Annotated in this window: 20 protein-coding genes; 5 read left to right on the top strand and 15 right to left on the bottom strand. The window is 68.1% G+C overall.

Annotation, left to right across the window (positions count from 1 at the left end):
* Positions 1 to 13: 13 nt before the first annotated feature.
* The 4 genes from RCF34_RS06870 to RCF34_RS06885 are packed head-to-tail and all read right to left on the bottom strand — an operon-like array spanning position 14 to position 5,914.
* Positions 14 to 1,471, bottom strand: a complete 1,458-nt coding sequence (locus tag RCF34_RS06870) for an ATPase, T2SS/T4P/T4SS family (RefSeq protein ID WP_308707470.1) — start codon at positions 1,469 to 1,471, stop codon at positions 14 to 16.
* Positions 1,471 to 3,480 carry a type II secretion system secretin GspD gene (gene gspD / locus RCF34_RS06875; RefSeq protein WP_308707471.1) on the bottom strand — a complete coding sequence of 670 codons (2,010 nt, stop codon included), beginning with the start codon at positions 3,478 to 3,480 and terminating at the stop codon, positions 1,471 to 1,473. Before gspD ends, RCF34_RS06870 begins: the two co-directional genes overlap by 1 nt.
* Entirely contained in the window at positions 3,477 to 4,244 is a 768-nt protein-coding gene (locus RCF34_RS06880) for a hypothetical protein (RefSeq protein WP_308707472.1), read from the bottom strand. Before RCF34_RS06880 ends, gspD begins: the two co-directional genes overlap by 4 nt.
* Positions 4,244 to 5,914, bottom strand: coding sequence for a lipoprotein UxpA (locus RCF34_RS06885; protein ID WP_308707473.1), 1,671 nt, complete (start codon positions 5,912 to 5,914; stop codon positions 4,244 to 4,246). Before RCF34_RS06885 ends, RCF34_RS06880 begins: the two co-directional genes overlap by 1 nt.
* 195 nt (positions 5,915 to 6,109) lie before the next feature.
* Here RCF34_RS06885 and RCF34_RS06890 point away from each other — a divergent pair, with 195 nt between their 5' ends.
* Positions 6,110 to 8,149 (top strand): PhoX family phosphatase, encoded by a 2,040-nt coding sequence (locus RCF34_RS06890; RefSeq protein WP_308707474.1) that lies wholly within the window; start codon positions 6,110 to 6,112, stop codon positions 8,147 to 8,149.
* A 188-nt stretch (positions 8,150 to 8,337) separates the two neighbouring features.
* Here the strand turns inward: RCF34_RS06890 and gspK are convergent, their stop codons facing one another.
* From gspK to RCF34_RS06930, 8 genes are all read right to left on the bottom strand, one after another.
* A complete protein-coding gene (gspK, locus tag RCF34_RS06895; RefSeq protein WP_308707475.1) occupies positions 8,338 to 9,357 on the bottom strand; it encodes a type II secretion system minor pseudopilin GspK in 1,020 nt (339 codons plus the stop codon).
* A 154-nt stretch (positions 9,358 to 9,511) separates the two neighbouring features.
* Positions 9,512 to 9,727, bottom strand: coding sequence for a molybdopterin-binding protein (locus tag RCF34_RS06900; RefSeq protein WP_010795839.1), 216 nt, complete (start codon positions 9,725 to 9,727; stop codon positions 9,512 to 9,514).
* 23 nt (positions 9,728 to 9,750) lie between these two features.
* The gene (gene ssuB, locus RCF34_RS06905) at positions 9,751 to 10,560 is read right to left on the bottom strand and encodes an aliphatic sulfonates ABC transporter ATP-binding protein (RefSeq protein ID WP_308707476.1); all 810 of its coding nucleotides are present in this window, start codon (positions 10,558 to 10,560) and stop codon (positions 9,751 to 9,753) included.
* A complete protein-coding gene (gene ssuC / locus RCF34_RS06910; protein ID WP_308707477.1) occupies positions 10,557 to 11,345 on the bottom strand; it encodes an aliphatic sulfonate ABC transporter permease SsuC in 789 nt (262 codons plus the stop codon). Before ssuC ends, ssuB begins: the two co-directional genes overlap by 4 nt.
* Positions 11,346 to 11,356: 11 nt before the next feature.
* Complete coding sequence (gene ssuD / locus RCF34_RS06915) at positions 11,357 to 12,505, bottom strand: FMNH2-dependent alkanesulfonate monooxygenase (RefSeq protein ID WP_064309466.1); 1,149 nt, start codon at positions 12,503 to 12,505, stop codon at positions 11,357 to 11,359.
* 23 nt (positions 12,506 to 12,528) lie between these two features.
* Positions 12,529 to 13,494 (bottom strand): sulfonate ABC transporter substrate-binding protein, encoded by a 966-nt coding sequence (locus RCF34_RS06920; protein WP_308707478.1) that lies wholly within the window; start codon positions 13,492 to 13,494, stop codon positions 12,529 to 12,531.
* A gap of 15 nt (positions 13,495 to 13,509) precedes the next feature.
* On the bottom strand, positions 13,510 to 14,097 hold the full coding sequence (ssuE, locus tag RCF34_RS06925; RefSeq protein ID WP_308707479.1) for an NADPH-dependent FMN reductase: 588 nt from the start codon (positions 14,095 to 14,097) through the stop codon (positions 13,510 to 13,512).
* Positions 14,098 to 14,261: 164 nt separating this feature from the next.
* Positions 14,262 to 14,900: a peroxiredoxin gene (locus tag RCF34_RS06930; RefSeq protein WP_308707480.1), complete on the bottom strand. Its 639-nt coding sequence runs from the start codon at positions 14,898 to 14,900 to the stop codon at positions 14,262 to 14,264.
* Positions 14,901 to 15,197: 297 nt separating this feature from the next.
* On the opposite strand from RCF34_RS06930, the gene RCF34_RS06935 reads away from it, so the two are divergent.
* The gene (locus RCF34_RS06935) at positions 15,198 to 15,413 is read left to right on the top strand and encodes a DUF6316 family protein (RefSeq protein WP_059315913.1); all 216 of its coding nucleotides are present in this window, start codon (positions 15,198 to 15,200) and stop codon (positions 15,411 to 15,413) included.
* Positions 15,414 to 15,468: 55 nt separating this feature from the next.
* A complete protein-coding gene (gene mnmC, locus RCF34_RS06940) occupies positions 15,469 to 17,406 on the top strand; it encodes a bifunctional tRNA (5-methylaminomethyl-2-thiouridine)(34)-methyltransferase MnmD/FAD-dependent 5-carboxymethylaminomethyl-2-thiouridine(34) oxidoreductase MnmC (protein ID WP_308707481.1) in 1,938 nt (645 codons plus the stop codon).
* Here mnmC and RCF34_RS06945 read toward each other — a convergent pair.
* Positions 17,403 to 18,236: an aldo/keto reductase gene (locus RCF34_RS06945; protein ID WP_308707482.1), complete on the bottom strand. Its 834-nt coding sequence runs from the start codon at positions 18,234 to 18,236 to the stop codon at positions 17,403 to 17,405. The two genes, mnmC and RCF34_RS06945, sit on opposite strands and share 4 nt — an antisense overlap.
* 166 nt (positions 18,237 to 18,402) lie before the next feature.
* Here RCF34_RS06945 and RCF34_RS06950 point away from each other — a divergent pair, with 166 nt between their 5' ends.
* Positions 18,403 to 19,386: a DctP family TRAP transporter solute-binding subunit gene (locus RCF34_RS06950; RefSeq protein WP_308707483.1), complete on the top strand. Its 984-nt coding sequence runs from the start codon at positions 18,403 to 18,405 to the stop codon at positions 19,384 to 19,386.
* On the opposite strand, the gene RCF34_RS06955 is transcribed toward RCF34_RS06950, so the two are convergent.
* Positions 19,383 to 19,601, bottom strand: coding sequence for a hypothetical protein (locus RCF34_RS06955; RefSeq protein ID WP_374941147.1), 219 nt, complete (start codon positions 19,599 to 19,601; stop codon positions 19,383 to 19,385). The genes RCF34_RS06950 and RCF34_RS06955 overlap by 4 nt on opposite strands.
* 91 nt (positions 19,602 to 19,692) lie before the next feature.
* On the opposite strand from RCF34_RS06955, the gene RCF34_RS06960 reads away from it, so the two are divergent.
* Complete coding sequence (locus RCF34_RS06960; protein WP_308707484.1) at positions 19,693 to 20,799, top strand: alpha/beta hydrolase; 1,107 nt, start codon at positions 19,693 to 19,695, stop codon at positions 20,797 to 20,799.
* A gap of 51 nt (positions 20,800 to 20,850) precedes the next feature.
* Here RCF34_RS06960 and RCF34_RS06965 read toward each other — a convergent pair whose 3' ends face one another.
* Positions 20,851 to 21,288 carry a DNA methylase gene (locus RCF34_RS06965; RefSeq protein ID WP_308707485.1) on the bottom strand — a complete coding sequence of 146 codons (438 nt, stop codon included), beginning with the start codon at positions 21,286 to 21,288 and terminating at the stop codon, positions 20,851 to 20,853.
* Positions 21,289 to 21,339 lie beyond the last annotated feature (51 nt).

Genomic DNA, 21,339 nt, shown 5'->3' on the forward strand with positions numbered 1-21,339 from the left:
TCCGCCGAGGACCTTACTGGTGCACCGCACGCAGCACCTCCGCCAGGCTGGTCTCGCCTGCCGCCAGGCGCTCCAGGGCGCTCTCGGCCAGGGTGGCGCGGCGGCCTTCCAGCAGCCGTGCCATCTCGCCTTCGCCGGCACCGCGATAGATGAGCTCGGCCAGCTCGGCGTCCAGTGCGACGAATTCATAGAGCCCCAGGCGACCGCGATAGCCGCTGCCGTTGCACTCCGCGCAGCCCTGGGGCTCGCGCAGCCGTTCGAGCCCGGCCAGCCCCGGCAGCAGCGCCCGCTCGGCCGCCCGCACCGGACGCCAGGTGGCGCAGCCGCACAGCCGCCGCACCAGCCGTTGGGCCAGCACGCCCTTGAGGCTCGACGCCAGCAGGAAGGGTTCCACCCCCATGTCACGCAGCCGGGTGATGGCGCCCAGGGCGCTGTTGGTATGCAGGGTGGAGAGCACCAGGTGGCCGGTGAGGCTGGCCTGCACGGCGATGCCGGCGGTCTCCACGTCGCGGATCTCGCCGATCATGATCACGTCCGGATCCTGGCGCAGGATGGCCCTCAGGCCGCTGGCGAAGGTCAGGCCGGCGCGCGGATTGACCGGGGTCTGGCCGATGCCGGGCAAGGCGTACTCCACCGGGTCCTCCACGGTGAGGATGCTGCGGCTGCCCTCGTTGAGCAGCCCCAGGCTGGCATAGAGGGTGGTGGTCTTGCCCGAGCCGGTGGGCCCGGTCACCAGCAGGATGCCGTTGGGCTGGGCCAGCGCGCCGCGCAGGCCGACGTCGAGGGCCGGCGGCAGGCCGAGACGCGAGAGTTCCAGCAGGCTGGCCTGCTTGTCGAGGATCCGCATGACCACCCGCTCGCCATGGACGCCAGGCAGGGTCGAGACGCGGATGTCGACATCGCGACCGCTGGCTCTCAGGGTGATGCGGCCGTCCTGGGGCTGGCGCTTCTCGGCGATGTCCAGCCGCGCCATGACCTTGATCCGCGACACCAGCATGGCCGACAGTGCCCGCGGCGGGCGCAGCAGCTCGCGCAGCACTCCATCCACCCGTACCCGCACCACCAGCGCCTGCTCGAAGGTCTCCACGTGCAGGTCGGAGGCGTCCAGGCGCAGGGCCTCGGCGAACAGGGCGTTGATCAGCCGGATCACCGGCGCCTCGCCAGCGCTGTCGAGCAGGTCCTCGACCCGTGGCAATTCCTCCATCAGGCCGGCCAGGTCGACGGTCTCGCCGAGGCCTTCCACCAAAGCTTCGGTGCTGGCCTGCCCGGCTTCGTAGAGCGGACCCAGGCGCTGCTCGAAGACCTCGCGCGGGAGCCATTCGCAGGTTTGCGGCGGACCGTGGCGGCGCTGCACCTCCTGCAGCAGCGCCAGGTCCGCATCCAGGCGGCACAGCAGCCGATAGCCGTCGGACTGGGCGGCCAGGGCGATGCCGGCCTGGCGGGCCAGGCGATAGGGCAGCGTCGGGGTCATCAGAGTCCGTCCAGGCGCGCCCGCGCCGAGGGATAGAGACTCTGCAAGCTGGGCGCGCCGCGCGTGCCCGGCGGCGTAGCCGGCAAGGCCGCAGCCGGGGCGGCGGCGCGCATGCCGCGGTACTTGTCCTCGCTGATCTGCTGCACCAGCGCCGGATCGCGCAGGATCCGCGGGCGGATGAACACCACCAGATTCTGCTTGGTGCTGGAGCGGGTACGGGACTTGAAGAGATTGCCCAGCACCGGCACGTCGCCCAGCAGCGGCACCCGCTGGTCGCTGTCGTTACCTTCGTTGCTGATCAGGCCACCGAGGACGATGAGGCCGTTGTCTTCCACCATCACCGTGGTCTTGATCTCGCGCTTGTTGGTGACCACGTCGCTGGCGCGGACGTTGTCGGCCAGCGACGAGACCTCCTGGACGATCTCCATGCGCACGGTGTCGCCTTCGTTGATCTGCGGCTTGAGGCGCAGCTTCACCCCCACCTCGCGACGCTCGATGGTCTGGTAGGGATTGGCGTTGTTGCTGGTCACCGAACCGGTGACGAAGGGCACCTCCTGGCCGACCATGATGGAGGCCTCGGCGTTGTCCAGGGTCAGCAAGGTCGGTGTCGACAGCAGGTTGAAGCCGCTCTCGCTGCGCATGGCCTGCAACAGGGTGACGAAGTTCAGCCCGCTGCCACCGAGGCGTCCGACGCCGGCGGAGATGCCCTGCATGCCCGAGAGCAGACTGCCCAGGGCACTGGTGTCGCCATTGGCCGCGGCGGCAGCGATGCCGTTGATGGGCGTGCCATTGGTGAAGTTGACGCCTCCTGCCGGCAGGTTGCCATTGCGGTCGAGGAACAGCCACTGGACACCGAGCTGGTTGGCCTTGGTGTCGGTGATCTCGGCGATGATCGCCTCCACCACCACCTGGGCACGGCGGATGTCCAGCTGGCTGATGATGCGCTTGTAGCCGGCCAGCTCCCGCGGCGGGCCGATCAGCACGATGGAATTGGTGCCCATGTCCGCTTCCAGGCGGATGCCGGGCGCCCCTGCCGCCAAGGCCCCGCCGCCCGCCTTGGCAGAGGAGTTTTCCCCTTCCCCGCCACCCTCTATAGGGGTGGTATTACCAACGGGCACCGCCACGGGGATCTCCACCCGCGCCTCCTGGATGACCTCGCCGCTCAGCCCACGCAGCACCTTGACCACCTCGCCGGCCTTGGCATGGTGCAGGTAGACCACCTCGGTGTCGCTGGCCGCATCGCGGGAGACGTCCAGCTCGGCCGCCAGCCGACGCACCTGGCGGCGCACGGCTTCGTCCCCACGCACCATGAGGGCATTGCTGCGCGCGTCGGCCAGGACCTGGACCCCGCCACCAGCCTGGCCGCGACTGGCCAGCAGGCGCTCCACCAGGGGTGCGGTGTCGCGCGCCTGGGCGTGGCGCAGGGCGATCATTTCCACCGGCTCGTCGCGACCGCGATCCAGCCGCGCCAGCAACTGGCCAATGCGGCTGAGGTTGCTGCGCCAGTCGGTCACCACCAGCAGGTTGCTGGCGGGATAGGGCGTGGCGACCCCGACCCGGGCGTCCATCAGCGGGCGGACGATGCCCAGCAGTTGTTCGAGATTGCCGCCGCGCACAGCGAATACCCGGGTCGCCACGGTATCGCCGGCACCGGGCTTGGCCGGGGCACCGTCGTCCACCTCCACCGGCAGGGGTTCGGCCCGGGCCGCCTGCTCGGGCAGGACTTTCACGCTGCCGTCGTCCAGCTCCACCGCGGCGTAGCCGTTGGCGCGCAACTGGGCCAGGGCCAGGGCATAGACCTCGTCGGCGGCCAGAGGCTGGGCGCTGCGTACCGTCAGGGTGCCGCGCACCCGGGGATCGATGACGAAGTTGGTGCCGGTGATACGCCCTACGCTCTCGATGAACAGGTCGATCTCGGTGTTCTCGAAATTGACCTCGAAGCGTTGTTCGGCCTGGGCGACGAGCAGCCAGAAGGCGAGGAGCAGGCCGCAATAGCTGCGTTTCTTCACAGGGACAGTCTCACGGGTAGGGCCAGGGCGCGGCCCTGACGTTCCAGTTCCAGGGTCAGGGCGCCGGTGGCGCGCCAGTACGGCAGGCGTTGCAGGAGCGCGCGGGTATCGGCCACGGGGACGGCGTCGACCCGGCGCAGGACGTCGCCGGGCTCCAGGCCCAGGCCACTGAAGAAGGCCGGCTCGGCGCCGGGTTGCAGGCGGTAGCCGGTCAGCTCGCCGTGCTCGCGCACGGGGGTGGCGCGAATGCGGCGAAGCAGGCTGGCCAGGTCGCCCTCCTCCGCCACTGGCAGGGGCGGCGCCTTGACTGCAGCCGGCTTGGCCGTACCGCTGGCCGCGAGGCCCACCAGCTCACGCGGCGCAGGCCACGGCAGCCGCTCCTCGCGGCCGGCCCGGCTGAAGACCAGGCCTTGGGCGTCGATGGCGGTCAGCACCAAGCCAGGCGCCAGGCTGTCGCCCAGGACCAGGGACATCTGACGATCGCCGTGGCGCAGGACCACCACGGAGCCGTCGATGGGCACCGCCTTGATCGCCCCGACCCACTGGATCGGCAGGGTGCTGGGTGCCGCCTGGCTGGCGGCGCGCCAGTGGCCGGCCAGCAGATCTGTGGCGGGTGACGGCTCGCTGTGGACGCTGGGTGCGGGCGTCGGCAGCCACAGCAGGCGCAGATCGCAGACCACCCGCGCCGCCAGCCAGGCGGCGATGCCCAGCCACAGCAAGGTCAGCAACCGCAGCGCCAGGGGATGGCTGAGCAACCGCGCCATCAGGCCAGCCGCTCCAGCCGCTGCCGCACGGCAGCCAGCGGATGCCAGCCCGGGTGGCCTTCGACGAACTCCAGGCGTGGCAGCGGCAAGGGTGCCACGCCCCAGTCGGCGGGACGGGCGCGCAGATAGGTTTCCAGACGCTGCCAGAGCGCCTCGCCGGCGCCGAGCTCGCGCCCCAGGGCGAAGGTGCGACAGGTGAAGGACACGCCCAGCGGCACCTGCACCGGTCCGATGCGCTGGCCGCGCGGCGCGCCGTAGCGGCAGCTCCACTGGGCACCCATCAGCCGCGGCAGATCCTGGCTGTTGTCCAGCAGCAGGGGTTCGCCGAAGCGATTGTCGGCGGCCTCCTCCAGCAGAGTGCGCAGGCCGTCGGCCGAGGTGGGCAGGTCCAGCACCGTGGCCTCGTGGCCGCCACAGAGGGTGATCAGGTGCTCGCGGGTGATCCAGTCGCCCCTCCGCAGCGGCAGGTCGTATCTCAGCCCGGGCAGGAGCACCGGTTGGGCATCGCCACCGCCCAGGGCCGCGGCGATCAGGGCGTCCCAGCTGCCACCAAGCAGGTCGCGGCGCCAGAGATCCACCGGCGCCCGGGCCAGGCGCTGGTCGAGCCAGCCGGCATGGGGCGCGCGGGCTACCGCCAGTTGGCGCTGGTAGCTTTCCAGCAGGGCACGATCAGGGACGCGTTCGGCCTGCACCGGATGGAAGGCCGCGTCCAGGTGCCATCCGTCGCGCCCACCTCGGCAGTGGATCTCGAAGATGCCAACCCCGCGAGCACCGGGCAGGCACACCGGCAGCGGACGACCGCTGCCGCGCATCACCGGAATCAGCTCCGGCCAAAGATCCTGGCCGCGGGCGCAGAGCAGCAGGTCCGCGTCCTCCAGCCGCTCCGCCAGCCACAACCCCGGCCCACTGCCGACATCGGCCAGTACCACCAGCAGATCGGCTCTGTCCCGTGCCTCGGCCAGCACCGGACGCAGGCGGGCATACCAGTCGGCCAGAGGCGCTTGCTGATCGCTGGCATAGGGATCGGTCACGCCGACCAGGGCGATGCGCACGCCCTCCCGCTCGATCAGGGTGAAGGGGGCGACGCCCAGGGCGGTGCGCTGCGCCTCGGTAAGGGTGGCGCCCAGTACCGGACGACCGTAGCGGCGATAGAGGGCGGTGCTGCGGTCGGGCCAGAGCAGGCGTTCGTCGCTGCTGACCCGGACCTCGCTGCCCAGCAGCTGGCTGCCGTCGACCCCGGCCTCGCCACGGGTGAGCTGGGTCAGGCCGCTGCCGTTCCAGCACTGACCATTTTCCAGGGTGAGGCTGCGGGTCGCGCCCTGGCGGGTACGCAATTGGATCAGCTGGCAGGCCAGGGCGGCATAGCCACCGTAGCGTTGGCCATCGCCACGCCCGGCATCCAGCAGCGGCGCCAGCGCCGGGGCGAGACGGGCCGCGTCGGCCCCGGTACGCCAGGGCGCGACACCGATGCGGCCCGCCGGACCGAGGCGCACCCGCGGCACCACCGGCCAGCCGGGTTCGCGGGCATCCAGGGTGTCGGCCACATAGAGCAATTGCAGATCGGCGTCGACCGGGCTGGCGGAAAAGCCACGGGCACAGCCGCCCAGCAGGGGCGCCGTGGCGCCCGCGGCGAGCCAACCCAAGAATTGGCGTCGTGCCCAGTTGCCCATCCGATGTCTGCCTTGCGCGCTAGAGAGGGCGGCATCCTAGGCGTCGGAAAGCTACAAATTCATGACAAAACAACCAGTTACAAACGGTTACAGGTGGCCGCCGGGAAATGCCCGGCTGTAACCTTTCGGTCACCAGACCATCACAGAGGCTTCCTACAGTCGCCGCTCCCGTGATCAACCAAGGAAGCTTTGCGCATGAGCACTTTCACGAGCGACGACCGTAACCGCAATGAAAGCGGCAACGAACCGCTGGACGCCGTCGTCGACCGTTACCTGTCGCGCCGCAGCGTCATGAAGGGCGGCCTGGGCGCTGCCATCGCCATGATCGCCGGCGGGGGGCTGACCGCCTGCTTCGACGGCGGTGGCGGCTCGAACGATGATCCGGCTCCCAGCCAGCCGACTCCGGCGCCGCAGCTCAAGCTTGGTTTCGAATCCATCCGTGGCGCCCGTCTCGATGCCATCGTCCTGGCTTCCGGCTACAGCGCCCGCACCCTGGCGCCCTGGGGTACCCCGCTGAACAACCTGGCCAATGCCTGGCGCAGCGATGGCAGCAATACCTCCACCGACCAGGCCAATGCGGCTGGCATGCACCACGACGGCATGCACTTCTTCCCGCTGAACAACTCCAGCAGCGACGGCCTGTTGGCCATCAACTACGAATACATCGACCAGAAGGTGCTGCACCCCAACGGCCCGACCACCACCACCCACGGCAAGCGCCCCGCCGAGGAAGTGCGCAAGGAGATCAACGCCCACGGGGCGGCGGTGATCCGCATCCGCAAGGTCAACGGCATCTGGCAGGTGGTGACCAACGACGCGCTGAACCGCCGCTTCACCAGCGCTACGCCCATGGAAGTCGCCGGCCCGCTGCGCGGCAACGCCAACCTGATCACCCCCTATTCCCCCGACGGCACCCGTACCCGCGGTACCAACAACAACTGTGGCAACGGCTTCACCCCCTGGGGCACCTACCTCACCTGCGAAGAGAACTGGCCGGGCATCTTCGTCAACAAGGGCACCCTGCCGGTCGACCAGAAACGCATCGGCATCACCAACAAGAGCAACTATGGCTGGGAGACGCCAGCGGGTGATGCCAGCGAGGTGGACAACGAATTCCGCCGCTTCGACCTGACCCCCACGGGCGCCAGCGCGAACCAGGACTTCCGCAACGAAGCCAGCGGCTACGGCTACATCGTCGAGATCGATCCCTACGACAGCGCCGCGCCGGCCACCAAGCGCACCGCCATGGGTCGCTTCCGCCACGAGGGCTCGGCCTACGGCATTCCGGTCGCTGGCCAGCCGCTGGCGTTCTACATGGGCGATGACTCGCGCAACGAATACATCTACAAGTTCGTCTCCGCCGCCACCTGGGATCCGGCCGATGCCAATTCGGCCAATCGCCTGGCCATCGGGGCCAAGTACCTGGACAACGGCACCCTCTACGTCGCCCGCTTCGACGATGGTGGCAACGGCAAGTGGCTGCCGCTGACGGTCAATGCGCCGACCAAGGATGGCCGTACCCTGGGCGCCCTCTACGGCGACCTGGCCGGCATCATCCTCAACACCCGCGGCGCCGCCGACGCAGTGGGCGCGACCCCCATGGACCGCCCGGAGTGGACCACGGTCAACCCCTTCACCGGCGAGGTCTACGTCACCCTCACCAACAACTCCGCGCGTACCGCCGCCAATGCCGCCAACCCGCGGGTGCCCAACGTCAACGGCCACATCGTGCGTTGGAAGGACGACAGCAACCAGACCGACTTCACTTGGGACATCTTCGTCTTCGGCGCGGACGCCGGCGCGGCGCCCGACATCAACCGCTCCGGCCTGACCGAACTCAACCAGTTCGCCAGTCCCGACGGCCTGGCCTTCGACAGCCGCGGCATCCTCTGGATCGAGACCGACAACAGCGACAACGCCGTCGCCGAGTACACCAACGACCAGTTGCTGGCGGTCATCCCGGCCCAGGTGGTGGACGGCAGTGGCAAGCAGGTCGCCCTCTCGGCCACCAACCAGACCGCCCTGCGCCGCTTCCTGGTCGGCCCCAACGGCTGCGAGATCACCGGCATCACCTGGACGCCGGACCTGACGACCATGTTCATCAACGTTCAGCACCCGGACAACTGGCCCTTCAGCGACGTCGCCACCGAGGCCACCCCGGCCGGCACCAAGGTGCGCCCCCGCGCCTCCACCGTGGTGATCCAGAAGCTCGACGGCGGCCCCATCGGCGTCTGATCGAGTCCGGGACGACCGGGCTCCCCGGTCGGCCACGACCGTGGGAGCCCTCTGCTTTGCAGCGGACTCGAAAGCCGTCGCGTGGATTGGCCAGCAGCGCCAGCCTGTTCTACCTGCGCGCGGAAAAGGCTGCGCCGTTTTCCGCGCTACGGCTCTGCAGCACAGATCAATCCCTGGTTTATCGCGCCCTACTGCAACGCCTCCGCCCCGTCCGGTCCGGGGACCCAGAGGGTGGTGTCTCGCGTGGCCAGCCAGCGCACCCGCTGCGCCGGCACCGCCGCGTGCCAGCGACTCACGCCCTGGGCGGCCAGCTGCCGTACCTGGCGAAAGACCTGGCCATCGCGATTCACCTCGACCCCGAGCAGGAAGTCGCCGCTGTTGAGGATCAGTCGTTGGGTCAGCAGGCTGAAGGTCTCCTCCCCTACCCCCGGCAAGGCCTGGCGCAGGGCCTCGACAGTGGCGTAGCCCTGGGCCGGCCGCGCGGTGATCAGCAGCTGCAGGGTCTCCCGCGGCACCTCGTCGAGAAACAGCGCTTCCAGCAGCGGCAGCTGGCTCATCCCCACGGCATTGGCATTGAGTCGCCAGCCCGCGGTTTCCGGCAGCGCGCAGAGTTCGCGCAGTTGCAGATGCCGACCGGATCGCGTGGGTACCACGAGATCCAACTCGCCTATCTCGGCCAGCGGCAGATTGGGCACCAGCACCGGCGGCGCCAGGCGCAGGGCGTCAGGGGTCTCCAGGCCGAATTCGCGGGTCTCGCCGTCGGCATCGATCCAGTCGGCGAGGCGTTCGGCGAAGCCCTGGGCCGTCAGGCCCGGCTCGCCCAGCCCACCAGGTCGCTGCGCCAGCAGCTGTTTCAATTGCCGTAGCGCCAGGTCACGTTCCGGACCGGCCAGGGCATTGACGTTGAAGCAGCCACGCAGATCGCGCAGCTGGGCACGGACCTTGGCACCTTCCACCTCATAGGCCAGCACCTCGCCTCTCAGGCTCTGCCAGAACTCGGGGCGCTGGCGTGCCCCAACCTGCACCAGGCCCTGCGCGACCACCTGTTCGGTTCCCGCCGCCAGCGTCCGCGCCAGGGTCTCGTGCTCCAGCAGCCGCGCCCGTTGCAGTTCGGCGCGGCCCTCGGCCAACAGCACCGGCAACAGCGCCGCCACCAGCGCCAGCGCCCAGAGCGCCATCAGCAGCGCCACCCCCCTTTGTCGCCGCACCCCTGTTCCTCCGGGCAAAGGCGGCATTGGAACCGATGCAGGTTGCAGAATCGTGGCAGGGCGTAGGTTGGGCTGAGCGCCAGTGAAGCCCAACAACCCAACGCCCAACAAAAAACCCGCCACCAGGGCGGGTTTCCTCACTACCAGGGCCGCATCACAGCTTGGCGATGGACACCTCGGTGGATTTGACGAAGGCGATCACCTCGCTGCCCACCACCAGCTCCAGCTCCTTGACCGAGCGGGTGGTGATAACGGAGGTGACGATGCCGGCGGCGGTCTGGACGTCGATCTCGGAGAGCACCGAGCCCTCGATGATTTCCTTGATGGTGCCCTTGAACTGGTTGCGAACGTTGATGGCCTTGATGGTCATGGCAGAACTCCTTGGATGGACGATCAGTAGGCCCAGCGCAGTTGCGTGGGCAGGGGTTGCACGATTTCGGGTAGATCGGGATTGAGCGGCTGCTGCAGCACCCGGGCCAGTACCTCGGCCTCCAGGCGGGCCAGCTGGGCATCGCCGGCGGCCCGGGGACGCGCCAGGTCGACGTCGAGATCCAGGCCGACATGGCCGTCTTCGATGAGCACCACGCGGTCGGCCAGGGCCACTGCCTCGCCCACGTCATGGGTGACCAGCAGCACGGTGAAGCCATGACGCTGCCAGAGGCCTTCGATGAGTTGCTGCATCTCGATGCGGGTCAGGGCGTCCAGGGCGCCCAGCGGTTCGTCCAGCAGCAGCAGGCGCGGTTGATGGATCAGGGCGCGGGCCAGGGCCACACGCTGCTTCTGGCCGCCGGAGAGCGCCGAGGGCCATTCGTGGGCGCGATCGGCCAGGCCGACCGCCGCCAGGGCTTCCAGGGCGCGGGGCTTCCAGTCGCCCCTGAGGCCCAGGCCGACGTTGTCGATGATGCGTTTCCAGGGCAGCAGGCGCGCGTCCTGGAACATCAGCCGGGTGTCTTCGCGGTGCTCCGCCAGGGGTTCGTCCTGCCCCAGCAGGGTGCCGCCGCTGGCACGGTCGAGACCGGCCACCAGGCGCAGCAGGGTGCTCTTGCCGCAGCCACTGCGGCCCACCACGGCGACGAACTGGCCGGCCGGGATCTCCAGATCGATCCCATGGAGCACGGTGCGCTCGCCAAAGGTCTTGACCACCTGGTGCAGGTTCAGGGCGATGCCGCGCGAGAGCGGCGGAACGGCTTGCAGACTGGTCATGCGTGGGCTCCCTTCTGATAGGCCGGGTGCCAGCGCAGCCAGGCACGTTCCAGGCCGCGGGCGGCGAGATCCGCCAGCTTGCCGAGTACGGCGTAGAGCAGGATGGCCAGCACCACGATGTCGGTTTGCAGGAATTCCCGGGCATTCATCGCCAGGTAGCCGATACCGGAGCTGGCGGAAATGGTCTCGGCGACGATCAGCGTCAGCCACATCAGGCCGAGGGCGAAGCGCACCCCCACCAGGATGGCCGGCAAGGCGCCCGGCAGCACCACGTGCCAGAACAGCCGCGCCCCGGAGAGGCCGTAGCTGCGGGCCATCTCCACCAGCGCCGGATCGACGTTGCGGATGCCGTGGTAGGTATTGAGGTAGATGGGGAAGAACACCCCCAGGGCCACCAGGAACAATTTGGCCGACTCGTCGATGCCGAACCAGAGGATCACCAGCGGGATCAGCGCCAGGTGCGGCACGTTGCGCACCATCTGCAGGGTGCTGTCGAGCAGGCGCTCGCCCCATTTCGACAATCCGGTGATGAAGCCCAGCACCAGGCCGATGCCGCCGCCGATGGCGAAGCCGATGCCGGCGCGCCAGCCGCTGATGGCCAGGTGTTGCCAGAGCTCACCGCTCTTGACCAGGCTCCAGCCCGCTGCCAGCACCGCCGCCGGCGACGGCAGGATGCGGCTGGACAGCAGGCCGCTGCTGACCGCCAGCTGCCAGGCGACGATCAGGGCCACCGGCACCACCCAGGGCGCCAGGCGCTGCAGTTGACGTTCGGTCGTGCTGTTCATGCCCGCCTCCCTCAGCTCTGCGCCGCTTTCTGCGGCAGGATGTCGTTGGCCACCATCTCGCCGAAGGGACTCACGTAGTTGGCGCCTTCCACCTGGGTCGGCCGCTTGACCGGCAGGTGCGGGAACAGCAGTTCGGCCACCCGATAGGATTCCTCCAGGTGCGGATAGCCGGAGAAGATGAAGGTATCGATGCCCAGGGCGGCATATTCCTTGACCCGCGCGGCCACGGTGGGACCGTCGCCGACCAGGGCGGTCCCGGCACCGCCACGCACCAGGCCGACACCGGCCCAGAGGTTGGGAGCGATCTCCAGGTTGTCGCGACGGCCCCCGTGCAAGGCGGCCATGCGCTGCTGGCCGACCGAGTCGAAACGGGCGAAGGCGGCCTGGGCCTTTTCGATGGTGGCATCGTCCAGGTTGGCGATCAGCCGGTCGGCGGCCTTCCACGCCTCTTCATTGGTCTCGCGGACGATCACGTGCAGGCGGATGCCGAAACGCACCGTGCGGCCCTGGGCGGCCGCCTTGGCCTTGACCGCCTCGATCTTCTCGCGTACCGCGTCCAGGGGTTCGCCCCAGGTCAGGTAGAGCTCCACCTGCTCGGCCGCCAGGTCCTGGGCGGCATCAGAGGAGCCGCCGAAGTACAGCGGCGGGCGCGGTTGCTGCAGCGGTGGATAGAGCAGCTTGGCGCCCTTCACCTGGATGTGCTTGCCGTCGTAGTCCACCGTCTCGCCTTCCAGCACGCGGCGCCAGATACGGGTGAACTCCACCGAGGCTTCGTATCTTTCGCTGTGGGACAGGTGCAGGCCGTCACCGGCCAGTTCGTCCGGATCGCCGCCGGTGACCAGGTTGAACAGCGCCCGGCCGCCGGACAGGCGATCCAGGGTGGCCGCCTGCCGTGCCGCTACCGTGGGCGAGATGATCCCGGGACGCAGGGCCACCAGGAACTTGAGTTTCTGGGTGACCGGGATCAGCGAGGCGGCCACCAGCCAGGAATCCTCGCAACTGCGGCCGGTGGGGATCAGCACCCCGCCGAAGCCCAGGCGGTCGGCAGCCTGGGCGACCTGGGTCAGGTAGCCGTGGTCGACCGCGCGGGCGCCTTCGGCGGTACCCAGGTAGTGGCCGTCGCCGTGGGTCGGCAGGAACCAGAAGATATCGAGACTCATGGGACTTTCTCCAGCGGGCGAAATCAGGGTTTGGCGGCAGCGGTCTGCAGACTGGCGGGCGGCGTCCACACCACGTCGCGGATGACCAGCGGCTTGGGAATCAACTTGAGGGCGGTGAAGGCGTCGGCGATCTTCTGCTGCTGCGCGGTCACCTCGGGACTGATGAACCGGGCGCCATAGCCCTGGCGCTTGACCACCCGCTCGGCGGTTTCCAGCGGCAGGTTCAGCAACGGCGCCACCTGGGCGGCGACCTGGTCCGGGTGGGCCTTGGCCCACTCACCCACCGAGCGCACCTCGTCGACGATGGCGCCGACCTGCCCGGGATGGGCGTTGGCGAAGCTGCGGGTGGCCAGATAGAACTGGTGGTTGTCGGCAAGGCCCGTGGCATCCGTCAGGGTGCGTGCCTGCAACTGGGTCTCGGCGGCGGCCTGGTAGGGATCCCAGATCACCCAGGCGTCCACCGCGCCGCGCTCGAAGGCGGCACGGGCATCGGCGGGCGGCAGGTACACGGGCTGGATGTCCTTATAGGGGATGCCGGCCTTGGCCAGCGCTTGCACCAGCAGGTAGTGGACGTTGGAGCCCTTGTTCAGGGCGATTTTCTTGCCCTTGAGATCGGCCAGCGAGCGGATCGGCGAATCCCTGGGCACCAGGATGGCCTCGCTGGTGGGCGCGGGCGGTTCGTGGGCCACGTAGACCAGATCGGCCCCGGCGGCCTGGGCGAACACCGGCGGCGTCTCCCCGGTCACGCCGAAGTCGATGCTGCCGACGTTGAGGCCTTCCAGCAGCTGCGGGCCACCGGGGAATTCGGTCCACTGCACCTTGACGCCGTCCTTGGCCAGGCGCTGCTCCAGTGTGCCGCGGGCCTTGAGGGTGATCAGGGTGCCGTACTTCTGGTAACCGATACGCACCGTCTCTTCCGCCTGGACCAGGCCAGCGGCCAGGGTCAGCAGGGAAACGGCGAGCAGCGAACGCGTGAAGGAGAACTGCATGACTAACGCTCCTGGTCAGATGCCCCAACGCGCCTGGCCGATGCGATCGGCGAGGAGCTCGGGAGTCAGGGGTTGGGGACGTCGCACCAGAGCCGCGTGGAATTGTTCGAGGGACTCGTGCAGGCGCTGCTCCAGCGCCGGGGTCAGGGCGACCCCGGTCTCGGTGTAGCTGACCTGGCTGTCATCGGCGAAGACGCCGTTGAGGATTTCCTGGGCCTTGAGCGCCGAGAGCACCGGCTTCAGCGCGTAGTCGATGGCCAGCAGGTGACCGCTGGAGCCGGCGGTCGCCAGGGGCAGCACCACCTTGTGGGTCAGGGCGCGTTCGGGCAGCAGGTCGAGCAGGGTCTTGAGGGCACCGGCCAGAGAGGCCTTGTACACCGGGGTGGCGATCACCAGGCCATCGGCGGCCTTCAGCTGGGCGATCAGTTCCACCACCGGCGGGCTGTCGAAACGGGCGCCGATGAGGTCGGCGGCGGGAAAGTCCTGGATGCGCCAGCGGGACAGTTCCACGCCGCGCCCCTGCAGCCAGTTCGCTGCCAGATCCAGCACCCCGCTGGAGCGCGACCGCGCTGCCGGACTGCCTGCCAAAGTCACCACCTGCATCGCCGTCTCCTGAAGAAAAAAGAGCGGTGTCGCGCCGCTCGAAAAAGGAATGAGCGGACCTTAGCAGCGGGTGTTTATTCCCTAAAAATACCCTTTAGGCACTTGTTTATAACCAGAAAAACAAAACCCCAGCCTGGGCCGGGGTCTGGTTGTCGCAGGAGATTTCAGCGATTGGGTTGGGGCGTCAGGCGCAGGTAGGGTTTCACCGCGGTGTAGCCCTTGGGGAAACGCCGCTTGATTTCTTCCTCGTCCTTGAGTGACGGCACGATGACCACGTCGTCGCCATCCTTCCAGTTGCCCGGAGTCGCCACCTTGTGATTATCGGTGAGCTGCAGGGAATCGATCACCCGCAGGATCTCGTCGAAGTTGCGCCCGGTGCTGGCCGGATAGGTGATCGACAGCCGCACCTTCTTTTGCGGATCGATGATGAACAGCGAGCGCACGGTGAGGGTGTCGTTGGCATTGGGGTGGATCATGTCGTAGAGGGTCGAGACGCTGCGATCGGCATCGGCCAGGATCGGAAAGCCCACGGCGGTGGCCTGGGTTTCCTCGATGTCCTTGATCCAACCCTGGTGCGATTCCAGACCGTCTACCGAGAGGGCGATCACCTTGGCGTCGCGCTTGGCGAATTCGTCCTTGAGCTTGGCGGTGAGGCCCAGTTCGGTGGTGCAGACCGGAGTGAAGTCGGCCGGATGGGAGAAGAGCACGCCCCAGCTGTCGCCCAGCCACTCATGGAAGCGGATGCGACCCAGGCTGGACTCCTGTTCGAAATCGGGGGCGATGTCGCCCAGACGGATGGTCATTGGCAGTTCTCCTGATGCAGGTAGGGATAGCGGCACTATGCCGCCCGCCAGAGCGGGCGGGAAAGATCGGATCACGCTGTGGTTATAACGCGAAAGCTAACCCGTTCAGGGCCATACCCTGACCACACCGTCACGCGCCGCGTGATCATCCTCACAATTTCGTCGCGCTTTTTCCGCCCAGGCGTAGCGCCCGCTAGGGTGCTACACCTAAGGAAGACAGACGGACCGCAATTCGGCCGAACGGGGCAACCCGCGGCGCTGGGCATGGTCTGTTGGCAAGACGAGGAGGAGATTCCCATGTTCGGCAAACGCAATGACGACCCGGGTGCCAGCACCCATTTCCGTAGCGAGCGCGTCAGCGTGGTCAACGGTCAATTCTTCTTCACCACCCGCGAGGGTACCCTGGAGGGCCCCTTCTTCAGCCGCGAAGAAGCCCTCAACCAGATCGATCGCTATGTCGAGCGGCTGCAAACCGCCCAGGGACTGATGCGCCAATCCGTCAGCAACGTCTGACCGGCTGCCCCTGATCCATTAGACTGCGCGCCCTGAATTCCAGGCCGCGCCGCTCATGACCGACTTCCAGCACGCCCAGCTCGACTGGGACGCCTCCGGGCAACCCCTCTCCCGCGCCTATGGCGATGTCTACTTTTCCCGCGCCAGTGGTTTGGAAGAGACGCGCTACGTCTTTCTGCAGCAGAATCGCCTGGCCGACCGCTTCGCCGCGTTGACCGCTGGAGAGGTCTTCACCATCGGCGAGACGGGCTTTGGCACCGGCCTCAACTTCCTCTGCGCCTGGCAACTGTTCGACGCCCTGGCGCCCAGGGCTGCACGCCTGCATTTCGTCAGCGTCGAGCGCTTTCCGCTGACCGCTGCCGATCTCGCCCAGGCACTGACCCTCTGGCCGGAACTGGCCCCCTACAGCGCGGCGCTGCAGCGGCAGTACCAGGCCATCCATCCGGGCTTCCAGCGGCTGATCCTGGGTGACGGGCGCATTACCCTCACCTTGCTCATCGGCGATGTGCTGGAGCGCCTGCCCGAGCTGGATGCCCGTTGCGACGCCTGGTTCCTGGATGGCTTCGCCCCGGCCAAGAATCCCGAGATGTGGACGCCCGCGCTGTTCGCCGAACTGGCGCGGCTGTCCCATGCCGGCACCACCCTGGCAACCTTCACCTGCGCCGGTTTCGTCCGTCGTGGCCTCAATGCGGCGGGCTTCGCCATGGCCAAGGTGCCCGGTTTCGGCCACAAGCGGGAGATGCTGGCCGGCGTCCTGGAACGCCCCGTCACCCCGCCCCAGGTGCCCTGGTATGCTCGGCCACCGCACCCCCAGGGGCCGCGCACGGCACTGGTCATAGGCGCCGGTCTCGCCGGATGCGCCACCGCCGCCAGTCTTGCCCGCCGCGGCTGGCAGGTCAGGGTCGTCGAGCGCCATGGTGCCCCTGCCCGGGAAGCCTCCGGCAATCCCCAGGGCGTGCTCTATCTCAAGCTGTCGGCCCATGACACCCCGCTAAGTCGGCTGATCCTCGATGGCTTCGGCCTGACCCTGCGCGAATTGCAGGCCCTGCCAACGGGCGCTGCCTGGTCACCCTGCGGGGTGCTGCAACTGGCGCTGACGGACAAGGACGCCCAGCGGCAGGCACAATTGGCGGCGCACTTCCCCGCCGATCTGCTGCGGCCGCTGGATAGCGCAGCCGCCAGCACCAGGGCCGGAATCGGTCTGACGGCAGGCGGCCTGTTCTTTCCGGAAGGGGGCTGGGTGCATCCGCCCGCCCTGTGCGCCCACTGGCTGACCCATCCGAATATCGAGCTGGTCACCCATACCGAGGTGACCGCCCTGCAGCAAACCGAGCACGGCTGGCAGGCCAGCACCCAGGGTGCGCCGCTGGCGGCGACGGTGGTCGTGGTGGCTAGCGCCGCCCAGGCCAGGACGCTGCTACCTGAGCTGCCACTCAAGGCGATCCGTGGGCAATTGTCCGCGCTGCCGGAAACCCCGGACAGCCAGGCGCTGGCGACCGTGGTCTGCGGCGAGGGCTATCTCGCCCCGGCGCGGGAAGGTCGGCATTGCCTGGGCGCCAGCTTCGTCTTCGACCGGGACGATACCGAACCCAGCCAGGCGGAACACCAGAGCAATCTGCACTTGCTCGCCGAACTGTCGCCGACACTGGCGGCCGGCTACGAGGCCGAAACGCTGGCAGGTCGGGTGGCCTTTCGCTGTACTTCGCCGGACTACCTGCCCCTGGTCGGCCCGGTCGTGGATGAAGCCGCCTTCGCCCAGCAGTACCAGGCGCTGGCCTACGATGCCCGCCAGGTACCGGAGCAGGCGGCGCCCTGGCGTACGGGGCTCTATGTGAATCTGGCGCACGGCTCGCGCGGCCTGATCACCACTCCGCTGGCCGCCGAACTGCTGGCGGCCTGGCTGGAAGACGAACCCCTGCCGGTGGCACGACGGGTGGCCGAAGCCTGCCACCCCACTCGCTTTCCCCTGCGCCGGCTGATCCGCGGCGGCTAGATGATCGCCAGCGGCGTCTTGCTTTGCGGTGGCGGGAAGGCACCGTCGAGCAAGGCGAAGTCTTCTTCGCTCAACCGCAGATCCAGGGCCCGCGCGTTCTCTTCGAGATGTCCGGCATCGCCTGCCTTGGGAATGGCGATCACACCCGGCTGCCGCAGCACCCAGGCCAGGGCGATCTGCGCCGGGGTGGCCTGATGCCGTTCGGCCAGGGTAGCCAGAGTCGGGTGTCGCAACAGATCACCGCCCTGCCCCAGCGGACAATAGGCCATCAGCGGCATCTGCTGACGCTGGCACCAGGGCAACAGGTCGTGCTCGATGCCGCGCTGCGCCAGGTTGTAGAGCACCTGGTTGGCGCTGCAGCGATCGTCGTTCAATTCGAGCATGTCGCTGGTGTCGAGGTTGGACACGCCCCAGTGGCGGATCTTGCCTTCGTCGCGCAGCTTCTCCAGCGCCATGACCGTCTCGATCAGCGGCACCTGGCCGCGCCAGTGCAGCAGATAGAGGTCGATGACATCGGCGCCCAGGCGCTTCAGGCTGCGCTCGCAAGCCAGGGGCACCCCCGCTTCGGTGGCGTTCTTGGGATAGAACTTGCTCACCAGGAAGACCTCGTCCCGCCGCCCGGCGATGGCCTCGCCCACCAGTTCCTCGGCGCGGCCTTCGCCATACATCTCGGCGGTGTCGATCAGGGTGAGCCCCAGGTCCAGGCCCTGGCGCAGGGCGCTGACCTCCTGGCGATGCAGGTCGGCGTTCTCGCCCATGCGCCAGGTACCCTGGCCCAGCGCCGGAACGGTAGTGCCATCGGGCAGACGAACGGTTTGAGCGGTATTCATGGACGCATCCTTCTCATGGGTGTGGACGTTGGAACGCCAGCGTGATGCCGATTCTCCCGGTGATCCGCCAAACGGCAGCCAACGCCTTCCCACAGGCCCTGCGACCTGACGTCGCACTGGTAAAGTACGCCTATAAGGATTCCAAGAATAACCACTAGGACCTGCCATGAAACCGTCGATCCTGGGCCTTTGCGCCCTGCTCTCCGCTGCCCTGCCCATGACGTCCACCTACGCTGAGGTCATCACCCTGAGGTTTTCCCATGTGGTGGCACCGGAGACCCCCAAGGGCAAGGGCGCTCAGCTGTTCCAGCAACTGGTGGCGCAGCGCCTCGCCGGGCAGGTCCAGCTGGAGGTGATGCCGAGCGGCACGGCCTTCACCGATGCCAACGAACTCCAGGCGCTACAGGACGGCAAGGTCGACATCCTGGCACCGGCGATCAGCAAGCTCACCGACCTCAGCCCCAAGCTCAAGCTGTTCGACCTGCCCTTCCTCTTCGAGAGTCGCGCGGCCCTCGATCATTTCCAGGCCCGACCCAGTGGTCGCCAGCTGCTGCACAGTCTGGAGCCGGCCGGCATCATCGGCCTGGCGTACTGGCCCAACGGCCTCAAGCAGCTGGCGGCGCGCAAGCCTTTGCGCGAACCCGGCGATGCCAAGGGGCTGGTGTTCCGCATCCAGAATTCCGACGTCCTGCAGAGCCAGTTCGAAGCACTCGGCGCCACGGCGGTCAGGCTGCCCTTCAACCAGACCCTGCAGGCGCTCACCACGGGCACGGTCAATGCCACCGAGAACACCTGGTCCAACTACTGGAGCCAGCGCCTCGACCAGCAGCAGCGCTATTTCACCGAAAGCAATCACGGCGCCCTGGACTACATGCTGATCGTCAAGGCCGATCGCTGGCGCACCCTGCCCTTCGCCATACGCAGCACCCTGGAAGAAATCATCGACCAGGTGACCTTCGAGGTGAAGAAGCAATCCGAGGCGGAAAACCAGCGTGATCGCGCACGCCTCGCCGCCGCGGGCGGCAGCGAGATCATCACCCTCACCCCCGAGCAACGGGCACGCTGGCGCGAGGCCATGCAGCCGGTATGGCAGCGCTACGAAGGCGAGATCGGCGCCTCCCTGGTCAAGGCCGCGGAAACCTCGAACTAGAAGCGCTGTTGCGGCGGTACGGCCCAGCGGCGCAAGGGCAGGTTGCCCGGCTCGCGACACTGCAGATCGCGAAAGGGCCCCGCGACCCGGACCCAGCCCGCGCCCGGCGGCGTCTGGGTACAGAACTCCTGGCCATCCGTGTTGCTGCGCCAGCGCCAGTAGGCCGCCGGCTCGGCGAAGGCGTGGGTACCCGGCAGCCCCAGCAGGACGATCACCAGAGTCCTGCCGGCGGCTCGCCGGAACCTCTCGCGCGATAAGTATGTCGGTTTGCAGGTAGTCCCTTCGAATTCGCACAGGATTTTCACCATGCCGCTGTCCGTCTTGCGTAGCAAACCCACCCTCCTCGCCCTGGCTCTGGTTGGCGCCGGCCTCGCCCTGACCGGCTGCGCCCGCGATCCGGAAAAACGTTCGCTGGGTGCCGAAGCGGTCAGCAATGCCAAGAGCATGGCGCGTACCGATGCCGACATGCAGAAGGTGCTCGACAAGTACGCCAGCTTCGATCCCAAGGCCGTGGAAAAACTCACCGCCCAGCAGGCCCGCAAGCAGCCTACCATCGCCGATGCGGTCAAGGGCGTCCTGCAGGACGAAGGTCGCCCCACCCAGCCCGAGGCCCTGGTGCCCGGCGTGACCAGCGTCGACCGCGCCGTCGACGGTGCCGCCGGCGTGCTGCCCGCCCGTATCTACACCCCTGAAGGCCAGGGTCCCTTCCCGGTCATCCTGTATTTCCATGGCGGCGGCTGGGTGTTCGCCGATCGCAACGTTTACGACGGTGGCGCCCGCGGTCTGGCCAAGCAGGCCAATGCCATCGTGGTGTCGGTGGACTATCGCCAGGCGCCCGAATACAAGTTTCCCGCCGCCCATGACGACGCCCTGGCGGCCTATCGCTGGGTAACCACCCATGCCGGCTCGCTGAATGGCGATCCGCAGCGCCTGGCCCTGGCCGGCGAAAGCGCCGGGGGCAACCTGGCGGTGGCGACCGCCGTGGCGGCACGCAAGGCCGGTCTCACCGCGCCCAAGCACGTGCTGTCGGTCTATCCGGTGGCCCAGACCAACACCCATACCCCGTCCTACGAGCAGTATGACGACGCCAAGCCGCTCAATCGGCCGATGATGCTGTGGTTCGTCGAGCAGGTGACCCGTACGCCCGCCGACCTCAAGGATCCGCGCCTGGACCTGACCCGGGCCGATCTCGCCGGCCTGCCGCCGGTGACCATCGTCAATGCCGAGATCGATCCCCTCCGTGATGACGGTGGCTTCCTGGAGACCGCCCTGCGCCAGGCCGGCGTCCAGGTGGAGCGCAAGGTCTATCCGGGCGTTACCCACGAGTTCTTCGGCACCGCTGCCGTGGTGCAGAAGGCCAAGGACGCCCAGGCCTATGCCGGCAGCCGTCTCAAGGCGGACCTGGGCGAATAACAGCCCGCCGTCCGTGGTGGATACCGCCGGCCCCGTGCCGGCGGTGTCCATTCAGTCGGGAAACAGCAAGGGGCCGGCCTCGCGCATGAAGATCTCGCAGGTCTTGGGGCCCACCCCCTTCAGGGTCTGCAGGCGTCGCTCGAACTCTGCACGATCGGCGCTGGCCTCACGCAACCTCAGGAAGCTGCCACCATAATCCCCCTGCAGGTGGCGGCAGGCGTCCAGCAGGCGCGTTGCGGTGCTCTCGTCATAACGTCGGTAATGCCCCTCACCGAGGTAGTTGACCAGTTGTTGCCAGCTCAGGCTGAGCAGCTTGCGCGGCGTGTCGCGGCCGTGGGTGCGGTAGAGCACCGTCCAGGCCTGGGCGGCGATGGCCTGGGAGATGCGCTTGCCGAACAGGTAGCTCGCCAGGAACCAGCCGAACAGTGCCGATTCGTCGTCCAACGTTAGCGTCAGGCCGAGATCGGCCGCTGATGTCGTCTTGCTCAAGCATCATTCCTCTCGTAGGCGTCTTGCCTAGGGAGACTGTGGCGCGGATGA

The organism is Pseudomonas sp. 102515 (genome assembly GCF_031085165.1).
In the GTDB taxonomy this organism is placed as follows: Bacteria; Pseudomonadota; Gammaproteobacteria; order Pseudomonadales; family Pseudomonadaceae; genus Chryseomonas.

Bases quoted from the DNA above. Each gene is read 5' to 3' on its own strand.
- mnmC (WP_308707481.1), top strand. From the start codon at position 15,469: ATGACCGACTTCCAGCACGCCCAGCTCGACTGGGACGCCTCCGGGCAA.
- ssuC (WP_308707477.1), bottom strand. From the start codon at position 11,345: ATGAACAGCACGACCGAACGTCAACTGCAGCGCCTGGCGCCCTGGGTG.
- ssuB (WP_308707476.1), bottom strand. From the start codon at position 10,560: ATGACCAGTCTGCAAGCCGTTCCGCCGCTCTCGCGCGGCATCGCCCTG.
- RCF34_RS06945 (WP_308707482.1), bottom strand. From the start codon at position 18,236: ATGAATACCGCTCAAACCGTTCGTCTGCCCGATGGCACTACCGTTCCG.
- RCF34_RS06935 (WP_059315913.1), top strand. From the start codon at position 15,198: ATGTTCGGCAAACGCAATGACGACCCGGGTGCCAGCACCCATTTCCGT.
- RCF34_RS06880 (WP_308707472.1), bottom strand. From the start codon at position 4,244: ATGGCGCGGTTGCTCAGCCATCCCCTGGCGCTGCGGTTGCTGACCTTG.
- RCF34_RS06930 (WP_308707480.1), bottom strand. From the start codon at position 14,900: ATGACCATCCGTCTGGGCGACATCGCCCCCGATTTCGAACAGGAGTCC.
- RCF34_RS06900 (WP_010795839.1), bottom strand. From the start codon at position 9,727: ATGACCATCAAGGCCATCAACGTTCGCAACCAGTTCAAGGGCACCATC.
- RCF34_RS06890 (WP_308707474.1), top strand. From the start codon at position 6,110: ATGAGCACTTTCACGAGCGACGACCGTAACCGCAATGAAAGCGGCAAC.
- RCF34_RS06920 (WP_308707478.1), bottom strand. From the start codon at position 13,494: ATGCAGTTCTCCTTCACGCGTTCGCTGCTCGCCGTTTCCCTGCTGACC.
- ssuE (WP_308707479.1), bottom strand. From the start codon at position 14,097: ATGCAGGTGGTGACTTTGGCAGGCAGTCCGGCAGCGCGGTCGCGCTCC.
- RCF34_RS06885 (WP_308707473.1), bottom strand. From the start codon at position 5,914: ATGGGCAACTGGGCACGACGCCAATTCTTGGGTTGGCTCGCCGCGGGC.
- ssuD (WP_064309466.1), bottom strand. From the start codon at position 12,505: ATGAGTCTCGATATCTTCTGGTTCCTGCCGACCCACGGCGACGGCCAC.
- RCF34_RS06950 (WP_308707483.1), top strand. From the start codon at position 18,403: ATGAAACCGTCGATCCTGGGCCTTTGCGCCCTGCTCTCCGCTGCCCTG.
- RCF34_RS06960 (WP_308707484.1), top strand. From the start codon at position 19,693: ATGCCGCTGTCCGTCTTGCGTAGCAAACCCACCCTCCTCGCCCTGGCT.
- RCF34_RS06870 (WP_308707470.1), bottom strand. From the start codon at position 1,471: ATGACCCCGACGCTGCCCTATCGCCTGGCCCGCCAGGCCGGCATCGCC.